The 13,501-nt window shown below is 68.4% G+C and carries 17 protein-coding genes; 2 read left to right on the plus strand and 15 right to left on the minus strand.

Translation table 11 applies throughout. The features are described from left to right. The first annotated feature begins 213 nt into the window (after positions 1–213). Positions 214–897, plus strand: a complete 684-nt coding sequence (locus AWB95_RS19605) for a class I SAM-dependent methyltransferase (RefSeq protein ID WP_062540970.1) — start codon at positions 214–216, stop codon at positions 895–897. Here the strand turns inward: AWB95_RS19605 and AWB95_RS19610 are convergent. Continuing rightward, a complete protein-coding gene (locus AWB95_RS19610) occupies positions 894–1,247 on the minus strand; it encodes a DUF5615 family PIN-like protein (protein ID WP_062540971.1) in 354 nt (117 codons plus the stop codon). The genes AWB95_RS19605 and AWB95_RS19610 overlap by 4 nt on opposite strands. Further along, positions 1,244–1,615 (minus strand): hypothetical protein, encoded by a 372-nt coding sequence (locus tag AWB95_RS19615; protein ID WP_139818524.1) that lies wholly within the window; start codon positions 1,613–1,615, stop codon positions 1,244–1,246. Before AWB95_RS19615 ends, AWB95_RS19610 begins: the two co-directional genes overlap by 4 nt. A 192-nt stretch (positions 1,616–1,807) precedes the next feature. Between AWB95_RS19615 and AWB95_RS19620 the strand changes: the two genes are divergently transcribed. Further along, a complete protein-coding gene (locus tag AWB95_RS19620; protein WP_062540973.1) occupies positions 1,808–2,164 on the plus strand; it encodes a hypothetical protein in 357 nt (118 codons plus the stop codon). A gap of 8 nt (positions 2,165–2,172) precedes the next feature. Here the strand turns inward: AWB95_RS19620 and egtE are convergent, their stop codons facing one another. The 13 genes from egtE to AWB95_RS19675 all read right to left on the minus strand — a co-directional run bounded on the left by egtE (position 2,173) and on the right by AWB95_RS19675 (position 13,298). Beyond that, the gene (egtE, locus tag AWB95_RS19625; protein ID WP_085168545.1) at positions 2,173–3,297 is read right to left on the minus strand and encodes an ergothioneine biosynthesis PLP-dependent enzyme EgtE; all 1,125 of its coding nucleotides are present in this window, start codon (positions 3,295–3,297) and stop codon (positions 2,173–2,175) included. Beyond that, positions 3,294–4,259 carry an L-histidine N(alpha)-methyltransferase gene (egtD, locus tag AWB95_RS19630; protein WP_062541790.1) on the minus strand — a complete coding sequence of 322 codons (966 nt, stop codon included), beginning with the start codon at positions 4,257–4,259 and terminating at the stop codon, positions 3,294–3,296. The genes egtE and egtD overlap by 4 nt, the downstream gene beginning before the upstream one ends. Beyond that, on the minus strand, positions 4,259–4,948 hold the full coding sequence (gene egtC / locus AWB95_RS19635; protein ID WP_085168546.1) for an ergothioneine biosynthesis protein EgtC: 690 nt from the start codon (positions 4,946–4,948) through the stop codon (positions 4,259–4,261). The genes egtD and egtC overlap by 1 nt, the downstream gene beginning before the upstream one ends. Beyond that, positions 4,948–6,225 (minus strand): ergothioneine biosynthesis protein EgtB, encoded by a 1,278-nt coding sequence (egtB, locus tag AWB95_RS19640; RefSeq protein ID WP_062541899.1) that lies wholly within the window; start codon positions 6,223–6,225, stop codon positions 4,948–4,950. The genes egtC and egtB overlap by 1 nt, the downstream gene beginning before the upstream one ends. Further along, positions 6,222–7,499: an ergothioneine biosynthesis glutamate--cysteine ligase EgtA gene (gene egtA, locus AWB95_RS19645; RefSeq protein ID WP_085168547.1), complete on the minus strand. Its 1,278-nt coding sequence runs from the start codon at positions 7,497–7,499 to the stop codon at positions 6,222–6,224. Before egtA ends, egtB begins: the two co-directional genes overlap by 4 nt. Positions 7,500–7,613: 114 nt before the next feature. Next, positions 7,614–8,255 carry a sensor domain-containing protein gene (locus AWB95_RS23530; RefSeq protein WP_062540003.1) on the minus strand — a complete coding sequence of 214 codons (642 nt, stop codon included), beginning with the start codon at positions 8,253–8,255 and terminating at the stop codon, positions 7,614–7,616. Positions 8,256–8,258: 3 nt separating this feature from the next. Beyond that, the gene (locus AWB95_RS23535) at positions 8,259–8,687 is read right to left on the minus strand and encodes an organic hydroperoxide resistance protein (RefSeq protein WP_062540002.1); all 429 of its coding nucleotides are present in this window, start codon (positions 8,685–8,687) and stop codon (positions 8,259–8,261) included. Positions 8,688–8,802: 115 nt separating this feature from the next. Continuing rightward, complete coding sequence (locus tag AWB95_RS19655; RefSeq protein ID WP_062540001.1) at positions 8,803–9,219, minus strand: hypothetical protein; 417 nt, start codon at positions 9,217–9,219, stop codon at positions 8,803–8,805. Positions 9,220–9,240: 21 nt separating this feature from the next. Beyond that, the gene (locus tag AWB95_RS23985; RefSeq protein WP_269745735.1) at positions 9,241–9,369 is read right to left on the minus strand and encodes a hypothetical protein; all 129 of its coding nucleotides are present in this window, start codon (positions 9,367–9,369) and stop codon (positions 9,241–9,243) included. A gap of 90 nt (positions 9,370–9,459) precedes the next feature. Continuing rightward, the gene (locus AWB95_RS19660) at positions 9,460–9,792 is read right to left on the minus strand and encodes a hypothetical protein (RefSeq protein ID WP_062540000.1); all 333 of its coding nucleotides are present in this window, start codon (positions 9,790–9,792) and stop codon (positions 9,460–9,462) included. A gap of 75 nt (positions 9,793–9,867) precedes the next feature. Beyond that, complete coding sequence (locus AWB95_RS19665) at positions 9,868–10,911, minus strand: DUF4185 domain-containing protein (RefSeq protein ID WP_180275999.1); 1,044 nt, start codon at positions 10,909–10,911, stop codon at positions 9,868–9,870. Between the two features lie 86 nt (positions 10,912–10,997). After that, positions 10,998–12,032, minus strand: a complete 1,035-nt coding sequence (locus AWB95_RS19670; protein WP_062539998.1) for an aspartate-semialdehyde dehydrogenase — start codon at positions 12,030–12,032, stop codon at positions 10,998–11,000. After that, positions 12,033–13,298, minus strand: coding sequence for an aspartate kinase (locus tag AWB95_RS19675; RefSeq protein WP_062539997.1), 1,266 nt, complete (start codon positions 13,296–13,298; stop codon positions 12,033–12,035). Positions 13,299–13,501 lie beyond the last annotated feature (203 nt).

The raw sequence follows: 13,501 nt of genomic DNA on the forward strand, positions 1-13,501 counted from the left end.
CTCCGCTACGCAATACACATCACCTGCCGCGAGCAACGATGTCGTCATGCCGCATCTATTACCGCGATCCGTGGCGACACCGGGCTCTACGCCACGGGCACCCGCACACGTGCCCCGACCGCGCTACCCGCGACGTGAATCCGCCTATTTCGAGGTATCCCGCATGTCTCGCCAGATGGATCGGCTCTGACGACCTCGCGTAGCTTGGAGTCCATGGCTGATGAAGTGATGGACTGGGACAGCGCATACCGCCGGGAAGGTGTCTTCCAGGGGCCGCCGCCGTGGAACATCGGTGAGCCGCAACCGGAGTTGGCCGCGCTGATCCGTGAAGGCAAGGTCCGCAGCGACGTGCTCGATGCCGGATGTGGTTACGCCGAGCTGTCGCTGGCGTTGGCGGCCGAGGGTTACACCGTGGTGGGCGTCGACCTCACGCCGACGGCGATCGCCGCAGCCACCAAGGCCGCGGAAGAACGCGGACTGAGCAACGCCAGTTTCGTGCAGGCCGACATCACTTCGTTCAGCGGCTACGACGGCCGGTTCAACACTGTGATCGATTCGACCCTGTTTCATTCGCTGCCGGTGGAGGGCCGCGACGGCTACCTGCGTTCGATACATCGCGCAGCAGCTCCCGAAGCGAACTACTACGTCCTCGTATTTGCAAAGGGCGCCTTTCCGCCCGAGGCCGAGCAGGGACCGAACACCGTCGACGAGGATGAGCTGCGCGCCGCGGTGAGCAAGTACTGGGAGATCGACGAAATCCGGCCGGCGTTCATCCACGCGAACATCCCGCCCGCCCCCGCGGACGCGCCCTTTGCGATGCCGGAGTTTCCCAAGGACGAGAAGGGCCGCTCCAAGCTGCCGGCGTACCTGCTGACCGCGCAAAAGGCTGAGAACTAAACAGCCCGGCGGAGGTAGACGACACGGTCGTCAAGTTGTTGGTGCACAACAGCTTTCACCGCCGCAGCGAGCGGTTTGATGCCCGACGGGCGTCGAGAGAAGCGGGATGACAACGCTATGAGCAGCCCGGGGTGGTGATTGCCGTTGGCGATCCACTCGGCGGCGAGCCGAGTGAAGTCCGCGACGTTCTCGGTAAGTAAGGCATGGTCGCCGGCGACCGCGGTAGCGAACACCTCGGCATCGCTGCGGGCGGTAAGCCCCAAAGCGCCGACGGCGGTCGCGTCGATGCCAGCCGCCTTCAGCGCCGCAGACAGCGTTGAGGGGTACATCTCATCGAGGAGTAGCTTCACCGCGCATCGGCGGCGGCGGTTTCGCTGCGGTGCAGATCGATGTGGGCCTGGATCTCCTCGGGGTAGGCAGCACGATATGCAAGTGCGGCGTCGACTTGCGGCCGCGTGACGACCCCATCACCCACTAGCTCGGCTACCGGGTCCTCGACCGGCCCGAGATCGTCGAGCCACATCGTGATCTCCCAAACGTCGGGCCCATTGATCAGTCCGGCCCGGCGCCCGGTCGGCCCGTCGCGAAAGGTGATGAGCGGATGTTCGTCGCGCCGCGCGCCTTCTTCCGCGTAGCGACGCAGGCGATCTGACAGGCTTTCGCCTGCCGCGCGGGCGCGCAGACGCAACCGCTCGGCGAGACGGTCGTCGAGGCGCACCGACACATTCACAGACATAAATACAATGTACTACATTGCCAACGCCCAGCTAATGTGTTACATATCAGGTTCCGTACGCTCTATGCGGCCTTTCGCGACGGATCGACATCGACTCGCTGGCTTCGCAGCAAATGGGTAGCCCCTGTTAGTGACCGACCGACAGCGGCGGTAACCAACGGTAGGCTCGCCACTGTGGAGCCGGGGAACCTTGAAGCACGCGTCACCGCTCTGGAAACTCAGGTGCACGACCTGACCGGGCGAGTACGAGCAAGTGAGCAAGACGCAGCTGCCGCTCGCGTCCTCGCCGGAGCCGCCGACCGCGACGTGACCGCATTCCACGACGAACTCCGCGACTTTCGGCAGGCGACTGCGGTCAGCTTCAACGCCCTCCGCGAAGACTTCGTGGATCTCCGAACCGACTTCGTCGACCTTCGGACGCACGTCGATCAAGGCTTCACCGAAATGCGCGGCAAATTCGACGCCACAGCAGCCGGTCAGCAGCAAATCGTCGACCTTATCCAGACGTTGATTGCCGATCAGGGCCCGTAGCGGCCCAGTCACGCAGCCGCACTCGCCTCGGCCAGCGCTTCGGCGAACATCGCCAGATCGTCGGTAGTGACGTCCACGTGCGGCGAGATCCGCAGCACCGGGGCGGTCATTTCCAGCGGCGCGCGTTCCACCTCCGCAGCGGTGGTGACGATCCGCCGTTCGTGAATCAGCCAGTCCCGCACCGCTTCTGGGTTGGCGCCGTCGAGCGGGGCCAGGGTGGTGATCGCGCTGGGCTCGTCGACGGCTTCGATCACCCGCCAGCCGCGCACCTGGACCAATGCCGTGCGAGTGGCGCGGCCAACTTCGGCCAAGCGCGCCCTTACCAGCGCGGGGCCAGCGGCCAGGTGCTCTCCGATGGCCACCGAAAACCCCACTCGCGCAGCGATATTGGCTTCACCGAGCTCGAGCCGGCGGGCCACCGGCAGCGACGACACCCAATCCGGCGGCGGCAATCGCGGCCGCAGCCGCTGCATCAGCTCGGTTCGCACCGCGAGAGCCCCGACCCCGCGCGGGCCGGCCAGCCATTTGCGCGACGACGTGTACGTCATGTCGGCGCCCACCGCGCAGTCGACGTGGCCGAGCGCCTGAGCCGCGTCGACCACCAACGGCAGACCCAATTCGGCACAGAGATAAGCCATCTCGGCCAGTGGCTGCACGACACCGCGGTGGCTGGCCACCGCGGTGAGGTGCACCAGGTCGGGCGGGTCGGCGGCCAGGCGGGCGGCGGCCTCGTCGACCGCGACCCTGCCGTCGCCGTCGACGGGCAGTGGGCGGCGCGCGAACCCGTGTGCGGCCATCACGGCAAGGTTGGGGCCGTACTCACCCGGCAGGCAGGCCAGCGTGCGACCGCTGTGCCAACTGCCGAGCAACAGGTCTAGCGCGTGCAGCGAACCGGTGGTGAACACCACCTCGGCATCGGGCATGCCCGCCAGCGCCGCGACAGCGGCACGCCCGGCGTCCAAGACCGGTGCGGCGGCCTCGGCCGCGACGTATCCGCCGACCTCCGCCTCGTGGCGGGCATGCCGGGCGGCGGCGTCGAGCGCGGCGAAACTCTGCCGCGAGCAGGCCGCGTTGTCCAGGTGCAGCCCGGCCACCGGTGGGCGCGCCGCCCGCCAGGCGTCCGGCAAGCTCACTTGACCGCGAGCGACAGCCCGAAATCGCCGGCCCGGTCGGTCCACCACCGGGTCCGGCGCAGGCCCGCCTGCGCCAATTCGGCGGCCACCGCCTCTGGCCGGAACTTGCACGACACTTCGGTGAGCATCTCCTCCCCGGCGGCGAATTCGACGGTCAGGTCCAGCGCGCCGATGCGCACCCGCTGCGGGCACTCGGCCCGCAGCCACATTTCCATCCGCTCTTCGTCGGCGTTCCAGCGGGCGACGTGCGCGTAGGCGTCGGCGTCGAAATCGGCGTCGAGTTCCCGGTTGATCACCGCGAGCACATTGCGGTTGAACCGGGCGGTGACGCCCGCGGCGTCGTCGTAAGCGCGCACCAGCCGGTCGGTGTCCTTGACCAGGTCAGTGCCCAGCAGCAGGCTATCGCCCGGCCGGAACACCGCGGCCAGCGACGCGAGGAATTCCGCACGCGGGCCTGCGTTGAGGTTGCCTATCGTCGACCCCAAAAACACGAACAGTCGCCGACCGCCGCCGGGAATCTCGGCCAGGTGTTCCTCGAAATCACCGCAGACGGCGGCGATTTCGACACCGGGGTATTCACGCTGGATGGCCGCCGCGGCCGACGACAGCATGTTCGCGTCGACGTCGAACGGGACGAACCGGCGCAGCGAGCCGCCGTCGCGCAGCGCGTCCAGCAGCATCCGGGTCTTCTCCGACGTCCCGCTGCCCAGCTCGACCAGGGTGTCCGCGCCGGTGGCGGACGCGACCTCTGCCGAGTGTTCACGCAGGATCTCCGCCTCGGCACGGGTCGGGTAGTACTCCGGCAACCGGGTGATCTGGTCGAACAGGTCGCTGCCCACCGAATCGTAGAACCACTTGGGCGGCAAAGACTTCGGGGAGCTGCGCAGACCGTCGAGCACATCGCGGCGCAGCGCGTGGTAGGCAGAGTCCGCGGCCAGATGGTTGGACAGCGACAGCGTCATCAAGGTCCCTTCAATGCGGTCAAGGTGATTCCGTCGGGGGTGACCTCGACCAGATGGCAATCCGGCAGGTCCTCCCAGGCGGGATCGTCATCATACGGCTCGCTGGCCAGCACCACCCCGTCGTCACGCCGCAGCATCGACAGCGTGTCCCCCCACGTGGTGGCAAGAAGTCGAGAACCGTTGCCCGCCAAGATGTTCAGCCGGGCATGCGGATCGGCTGTGCCGACTTCCGCGACCACGTCGCCCAGCGCCTCCACCCCACGGGCGAAGATCAGGTCGGCGAGAACCGCGCTGTCGCAGACTGATTCGGCCCTCGAGGTGACAGGCAGCACACCCCGGTCGACGATGCCGTTGTGGGACAGCAGCCACCGACCATCGGTGAACGGCGCGGTGGCGCTGACCTCGATCGGCATGCCGACGGTCGCGGACCGCACCGCCGCTACGACGCAATGGCTGCGCAGCGCGGGCGCAACGGATTGGAACGACACGTCCCCCCACAGCGGCGCGGCGCTGCGCCACCGCCGCGGCGTGGTCCCGTCGAAAAACCCGACGCCCCAACCGTCGGCGTTGAGCAGCCCGTGTTTTTGCCGGCGCGGCGCGTAGGACTGCGTCCGCAGACCGTGCGGCGGGTCGAGCACCAGCGTGGAGACAGCTATCTCACGTCCGAGCCAGCCCAGGTGCCTGCACATCAGACGTCCCAGGCCAGGCGGACACCGGAGAAGATCTGCCGCCGAATCGGGTGATCCCAATTACGGAAGCTGGGCCGCAGGATGCCCGGCTCCACCGCCCACGATCCGCCGCGCAGCACCCGGTAATCCCCGCCGAAGAACGGCTGCGAGTAGCGCTGGTAAATCATGGGCACAAATCCCGGCCACGGCCGCAGCGGCGAGGTGGTCCATTCCCAGACGTCGCCGAGCATCTGCTCGACGCCGTACGCCGACGCCCCGGGCGGGTAAGCGCCGACCGGCGCCGGCCGCAGTGCGCCGCCGCCGAGGTTGGCATAAGCGGCCGACGGTTCCTCGGGTCCCCAGGGGTAGCGGCGCCGGGCACCCGCCGCCGGATCCCATGCGCAGGCCTTCTCCCACTCGATTTCGGTGGGCAGCCGGGCGCCGGCCCACGCGGCGTATGCCTCGGCCTCGAAAAAAGTGACGTGCTGGACCGGTTCGTCGGCGGGAATGTCCTCGACGTGCCCGAAGCGGGTGCGGGTGCCGTCGGGATTCCAGAATTGGGGTGCGCTCAGACCGGCGCGCTGCCGGTGCTCCCAGCCCCGCGCCGACCACCACCGCTTGTCCGTGTAGCCGCCGTCGTCGACGAACTGTCGCCATTCGCCGTTGGTGACCGGGACTCGTCCGATCCGGAACGCCGGGACGTCCACGACGTGGGCCGGACGTTCGTTGTCCAGGGAGTACGGCTCGGTTGCGGCGTCGACGCCCAGCACGAACGGCCCGCCGGGCACGACCACCGACGTGCCGGCCACGCCGGGCCGACCCGGCGGCAGCTCCGCCCCCGAACCCAGCAGCGGCGGACCGCTGCGCAGGTTCAACGCCTGCAGCATGGTTTCGTCGTGCTGATTTTCGTGGCTGACGACCATCGCGAAGACGAAATCCCCGTCCGGTTCGTCGGGCAGTGCGTCGAGCGCATCGAGCGCTGCCGATCGCACCGTGCGGCAATACTTTCGGGCCTCACTCGGTGAGAGCAGCGGCAAGTCGACGCGGCTGGCGCGGGAGTGCACGAACGCGTCGTAGAGGCCGTCGACGGCCGGCGGCAGCAGCCCGGGCCGGTCCGGGTCACCGCCACGGAGCAGCCACAGCTCCTCCTGCTGGCCGATGTGGGCCAGGTCCCACACCAGCGGACTCATCAGCGGGTCGTACTGGCGGCGCAACTCGGCGTCGTCGAAGTCGACCAGCCGCAGGGTCCGCTCCCGCGCACGGGTCAGGTCGCGGGCCAGCTTCTCGCGTGACGTCACGACTCTCCCCGCGCCAGCCCGGTGACCGTCGGCGCGATGCCGTCCTCGATGGCCCGGTCGGCAAAGTCGTCGCCCGGGCAGCGGCCCTGCTCGACCGCTTGGACCAGCCTCTGCATCGCCTCCTCGAGCCGGCGGGGTACCCGGTCCGCGGCGGCGGCCACACAGCGGTTGGCCGCGGCATACAGCCGCCGGTCGCCCAGCCCTACCCGGGCCGCGGTGTCCCACGCACCGGCCACCGGTTCGACGGCTTCGGCCGCGACGTCGGCGGCATCCGGGTCGTCGAGCAACGCCACCAACGTGAACACGACGGCAGGCCACATCGCGTCGGGAATGCTGTCGAGGTAACGGATTTCGAGCCACTGCCGCGGCCGCACCGGCGGAAACAGCGTGGTGAGGTGGTAGTCCAGGTCGGCCGTGGTCGGGCGGCGCCCGCCGAGCAGCGCCCGTCCGTCGGCCCAGTCGGCGAACGGCACATACTGCGTCACCGGCACGGCTTCCGGGGCGTGCACCAGCATCACCGGGGCCTTCAGTGCGTAGCGCGCCCAGTCGGTGCCGGGATCGTCGGCGCTGGCGGTCAGAATGGGTCCACAGCGCGCCGAATCCAGCTGACCCCACACCCGCTGACGGGTGGACAGCCAGCCGGAGAATTCCCCGCCCAACAGCGGCGAATTGGCAGCGATCGCGATCATCGTCGGGCCCAGCGCGTGCGCCAGCCGAACGCGCGGACCCCATCCCGCTTGCGGCCCGGCGTCCAGGTTGACCTGAATCGAGGCCGTCGACGTCATCATCGCAGCGCCCGCCACCCCGGTGTCGGTGGCGGCGAAGAACTGTTCCATGGCGCTGTAGCGTGCCCCGGGGTTGATTCGCCTGGCCGGCCGCAGCGGGTCGGTTCCCAGTTGCACCAAACCCAGGCCCGCGGCGGCGAACGCCTTGCGCAGCACCGCCTGGTCGCTGGTCATCGCCTCGATGGCCGGTGCCACGCCGTCGGTGGGCGGTCCCGAAAGTTCCACGGCACCACCGGGTTCCACGGTGACGGCACTACCGCCGGGCATTGACGGAAGTGACTCGAGCACGTCGCTGATTTCGTCCCAGCCGGGTCGGCGGTGCGGCTGGACCGGGTCGTAGCAGTGCGCCTCGACCTCCAGGCCGACCCGGCCCAGCGGGGCGTCGGACAGGCAGGTGTCGGTGATGTATTGCGCGGCGGCCGCGGAACTGGCCAGTTCGCCGTCGGCGCGGCACGCGTGATTCAGCTGCGACGCGACGGCGAAAGCCATATCCCGATCCCTCCGGGCCCGAGTGGGCCGTTGGTTGGCGCGCGGCTATCGCCACGATAACCGCTACGTTCCATCTTCCAGAGGGCACCGACATATTCCCCTCCGTCGCGCGTGTTACTGACCGAGCGCGTTTTCCATGGCTCCGGCCAGCACGTTTACCGCCGGACCGGCGTTGCCGGACTGGCAGACCTTCGCCTGCAGCAGGACGTTTTCCCGTAGCCGGGTCTGGTTGAAACAGCGTCGGTCGGTGCCGCCCTCCTGTTTGGTCCACGCCGCGTCGGTGGCCCCCGGCGGGCCGCCGTCGAACGACCACACCTCGGTGGCGCCGGTGTCCAGGTGCATCGCGGTGGTCTGCCCGGAGCACCCGAAGGTGCGGTCGGTGACGCGGTGGAAGGCGCGGCCCGCGGCGTCGCCGGTGGCGAAAACACCGACCGCCTGCTTGACGAAGTGTGCCTTGTCGGTCGCCGTCGTCTGGGTGACCGCACTGTTGAACGACGCCAGGTCGGGATCGTTGTACACCTCGGGCAATCCGATGTCGGCCCAGTTGTTACATACCGGATCGTCGACCCAAAACGCCTGGTAAGGCTCGGTGGAGACCGACTCCCATCGCATCGGACCACCGACGATGTTGCCCACCGAACCCTTGCCCATCACGGCGTAGTTGACCACGCCGGGGTCCGAGGGGCGGGCCGCCGCGGTCGGGGCCGCTGCCAGGGCCAGGCCGATGCCCACCGCCGCGGCGGCGGTACGCCGCATGGGTTAGACCTTGGCCGAGACGTCGACGTCGACGTTGCCCTTGGTGGCCTTGGAGTACGGGCACACCTGGTGGGCCTGGTGCATCAGGTCGTCGGCGGCCTTCTGCTCCAGCCCGGGCAGGTAGCCGATGATCTTCCCGGTCAACCCGAACCCACCCGCGGGATCCTTGCCGAACCCGATCTGGACGGTGACGTTGGTGGCGTCGTCGAGCTTGACGTTGGACTTGCCGGCGACCAGTCGCAGCGCCCCGAGGAAGCAGGCGGCATACCCGGCCGAGAACAGTTGCTCGGGGTTGGTGCCGTCGCCGCTGCCGCCCATCTCCTTCGGCGGCCGGGTGTCAAGGTCGATGCGACCGTCCGATGACTTCACGTGGCCGTCGCGACCGCCGCCGGTTGCCGTGGACTCCGTGGTGAAAACGACTTCGATGCTCATGGGCTTCGATCATGCCAACCCCGCCCGCGAAAAAGAACCGAGGGCAGCGATTCCAGCTCCAACGCAGCCCTGGCTTCTGTTTGGCGGCACCGGTTTCCGCGGCGGGCCCGTCCCGCTATGGGCGCGGGGGTGGCGGAGGCGCCGGCGCGGTGGTCGATGGCGACGGACCGGGACTCATACCCGGACCCATCCCCGGACCGCCGGGCATCATCGGCATCATCGGCGGGCCGCCGGGTCCCATCCCGGGACCACCTGGTCCGCCCGGCCCGCCGGGGACGACGAACAGCCACTGCCCGGTTCCCGGTGGCGGCGGACCGCCTGGGCCTCCCGGACCGAACATGCCGTGGTGGTGATGGCGGTAGTGCTGGTGCCCGGCGACCGCGGCACCGGTGAAGAAGATCGTCGCGACGATGAAGACGATGCCGGCGACGATCACCACCCACGCGGCGGCTTGGTAGAGCCTGCTCGGCGGTGCCGCATAGGGCGGCGGTGGCGGTGGCGGAGGAGGAGGGGGCTCGGGTGTTTCGGTCATGCCTCGATCATGCGCGAAAAACTAATGGCAGCACCAGACCATGCACGCGACCAACAGGACCGTCGCGGCGATGAAGACGATTCCCGCGATGATCGCGACCCAAGCCGCTACCTGGTAGAGCCGGTCGGGCCTCGACGATGTCTCAGTCATCCTCGAATGATGCCCCAGACCGCCGGCATGAGCCAGACAGTCGGGAGCCCGGCGCCCCATTTACGGGACGCCGGGCTCGTGGTTATGCCCCTACGGGCGGGCAGGAGTCGTGGACGGCGCGATGGACTGCGGCGGCTGCCCGGGTCCGGGGACACCGGCGCCGGGGCCGCCTCCACCCTGCGGACCGCCGTGCCCGCGGTGATGGAACATCGCGGGGTGGTGATGTCCGTGGTGGTGCCCGTGGTGGCCCTGATGGCCGGCGATCCGGAAGCCGGCGAAGAAAATGGTCGTGACGATGAACAGAATGCCGGCCACAATCACGACCCAGGCCGCGAACCGGTAGAGCCAGTACGGCTTCTCAGGGGCGGCCGGCGCCGTAGCGGCGGCCGTCCGTGTGGTTGGTGTTTCAGGTGTTTCACTCATGCCTGAAATGATGCGCGGGCAACGGCCAGCGCGCGCTAGGTGCAGGCTATGAAACAGCTATGAGTCGAACTGCCCCTAATCGGGCTTGAACGGGTTGACCGCAAACTGAATCACCCGATAGGGCGCTCGGGCGCGGGGATCGGCGTTGTTCCACTGGCTGATGAAAACCCGCAACTCGTCCAGCGTCGAACCCGGCGAGATGTAGCCGCCGTACGGCTGGGCCAGCCGGTTGTCATACGGCGGCGGCAGGCTTTCGGCCGGATCTGGCCACTCGTCGTGTTGAACCACCGTGGTCACCGGCGCGGTGCCCAGCGATGTCGGATCGTTGGCCACCCGGACTTCCATGTTCCCGTTGGTGGCGTTGAAATACGACAGCACCGCCTTGCCGTCGATCTGCTGAAAGCTCATTTCGCCAACCTGGTCCTCCCACAACGGTGTCGGCGGTTTGCCCCAACCTCCGCCGGGGCCGGCTGCCCAGCCCTGCCAACGGGACCGGTCACCGAAGTTCTCCGGTGTCACCCGGTACAACGTCACCGGGTGGGTGCGCTGGAAACTGTCGGCGACGATGTAGACCCAGCCGCTGGGCGAGTCGGCCGACGGGATCGGGTCGTAGTAGCCGCTGATCTGCGACTGGCCACCACCCTGGTAGGACGCGTCCCGCATCGAGTCCGGCACGGTTTGCCAAAGCGCGTGTGCGGGTTGGGCTTTCACCAGTCGGGAGTATTGGGGTACCAGTTCTTTGGTGGTGGTCACCAGCAAGTAGTTCTGCCGATTGATCCGCACGACGCCGGCCGGTAGTTGCGACGCGCCCGGCGGGGTGGGGTCGGCCAGCAGTGGCTGCCACACGCCGGTCACACCGGTGTAGCGCACCCCACCCGGGTCGTCGACGGACGCCGTGTCGACCCGCAATGCGACCGGCGAATACCAGCCACCGAACCCGACACCCTCCCCGGCGAAGCTGTCCCCGCAGACCTGTAGCACTTCACTGGGGAACTCCATGAACTCGCACAAGTCGGTGGCGCCGATGCCGTAATCGCGGGTGGGCGTGCCGGTTCCGGCGGTGGGACCGATCCGGATCACCTCACCCTCTGCCAACGGCTGCAGGATCGGCTCGGGCATCGGCGCCGGCGGATCCGCATATGCACGCGAAACATTAAGCGGGACAAGCAAACACACAACCAGGATGGTGAGCCGGCGAGCGGGACTCACCGCGATTCGGCGACCAGCAGCTCAGCGATCTGGATCGTGTTCAGCGCCGCGCCCTTGCGCAGGTTGTCGCCGGCGACGAACAGCGCCAGACCGCGTCCGTCGGGAACCCCCGGATCGTGCCGGATCCGGCCGACCAGCGATTCGTCGACACCGGCGGCGGCCAGCGGGGTGGGCACGTCGACCACCTTGACGCCCGGGGCACCGTCGAGCAGCTCGCGGGCCCGCTCGGGTGAAAGTGGTTGGGCGAACTCGGCATTGATCGACAGGCAGTGACCGGTGAATACCGGCACGCGCACACAGGTGCCGCTGACCAGCAAGTCGGGGATGCCCAGGATCTTGCGACTCTCGTTGCGCAGCTTCTGGTCTTCGTCGGTCTCGCCGGAGCCGTCCTCGGCCAGCGACCCGGCCAGCGGGACCACGTTGAACGCGATCGGCGCCACGTAGGTCTTGGGCGGTGGGAACGCCAGCGCGCTGCCGTTGTGCACCAGCAGCTCGGCGCCGTCGACCACCGAGCGCACCTGCCCGGCCAGCTCGGCCACCCCGGCGACGCCGCTGCCGGAAACAGCCTGATACGTCGAGGCCACCAGGCGCACCAGCCGCGCCTCGTCGTGCAGCACCTTGAGCGCCGGCATCGCAGCCATCGTGGTGCAATTCGGGTTGGCGATAATGCCTTTCGGCCGGTTGCGCGCGTCGGCGAAGTTGACCTCGGAGACCACCAGCGGCACGTCGGGGTCCTTGCGCCATGCCGACGAGTTGTCGATCACCGTGACTCCGGCGGCGGCGAACCGCGGCGCGTGCACCCGCGACATCGCGCCGCCCGCAGAGAACAACGCGATGTCCAGCCCGGTCGGGTCGGCGGTTTCGGCGTCCTCGACCTCGATCTCCTGGCCGCGGAACGCCAGCTTGCGGCCCTGCGAGCGGGCCGAGGCGAAGAACCGCACGCTGGTCGCGGGAAAGTCCCGGTCCTCCAGCAGCGTGCGCATCACCTGGCCCACCTGCCCGGTGGCGCCCACTACACCGATGGCAACCATCTATCTTCCTGTTCCGGCGTAGACGGTGGCTTCCTCGGACCCGCCGAACCCGAACGCCTCGTGCAGCGCGAGCACTGCCTTGTCCAGCTCGGTGTCCCTCACCAACACCGAGATCCGGATTTCCGAAGTGGAGATCAGGTCGATGTTGACGCCGACTCCGGCCAGCGCCTCGCAGAAGGTGGCGGTGACGCCGGGGTGGCTGCGCATGCCCGCGCCGATCAGCGACACCTTGCCGATGTGGTCGTCGTAGAGCACCCGCGAAAAGCCGATCTCGTCCTTGAGCGAGTCCAGCTTCTCCACCGCCGACGGCCCGGCGTCGCGCGGGCACGTGAACGTGATGTCGGTCTTGCCGTTTTCCACCTTGGAGACGTTCTGCAACACCATGTCGATGTTGACGTCGGCGTCGGCGACCGCGCGGAACACCTTGGCCGCGTAGCCCGGGATGTCGGGGATGCCGACGACGGTCACCTTGGCCTCGCTGCGGTCGTGCGCGACGCCGGTCAGGATGGGGTCTTCCATGGGCTTGTCCTTGATCGATCCGGTGACGACGGTGCCGGGCTTGTCCGAATACGACGAGCGGACGTGTACCGGAATGTTGTAGCGGCGGGCGTATTCCACGCAGCGCAGCATCAGCACCTTCGCGCCGCAGGCCGCCAGCTCGAGCATTTCCTCGAAGGTGACGGTCTCCAGCCGGCGGGCATTGGGCACAATGCGCGGGTCGGCGGAAAAGATGCCGTCGACGTCGGTGTAGATCTCGCAGACGTCGGCTTTGAGGGCGGCCGCCAATGCCACGGCGGTGGTGTCGGAGCCGCCGCGGCCCAAAGTGGTGACGTCCTTGGTGTCCTGGCTGACGCCCTGGAACCCGGCGACCAGCACGATCATCCCTTCGTCGAGCGCGGTCTGTAGCCGCGCCGGGGTGACGTCGATGATCTTGGCCTTGCCGTGCGCGCCGGTGGTGATGACACCGGCCTGCGAGCCGGTGAACGAGCGGGCCTTGGCGCCCAGCGATTCGATCGCCATGGCCACCAGCGCGTTGGAGATCCGCTCGCCGGCGGTCAGCAGCATGTCCAGTTCGCGTGCCGGCGGCACCGGACACACCTGCTGGGCCAGCTCGAGCAGATCGTCGGTGGTGTCGCCCATCGCGGAGACGACCACGACGACGTCGTTGCCCTGCTTCTTAGTTTCGACGATGCGCTCGGCGACCCGGCGGATGCGTTCGGCGTCGGCCACCGAAGATCCGCCGTACTTCTGCACGACGAGCGCCACTGTCGTCCTTTCCCGGGGTTTTGGTCCAGAACAGAATACGTGGGGCCATCGAGCGCCGTTTTGGTGACAGCTGCGGGCACGGTAAAGTGTTCGACGTGCAGCGGGTGCTCCTTCTCGGACGCCGCGACGGGGTCTGATCACAGACCGGCTTCCCGTCGCGGGTGTTCGCGATGCGCCGGTCTGAGATCCCTCTAGACACCCCG

The sequence above is a fragment of the Mycobacterium celatum genome (assembly GCF_002101595.1).
GTDB lineage: Bacteria > Actinomycetota > Actinomycetes > Mycobacteriales > Mycobacteriaceae > Mycobacterium > Mycobacterium celatum.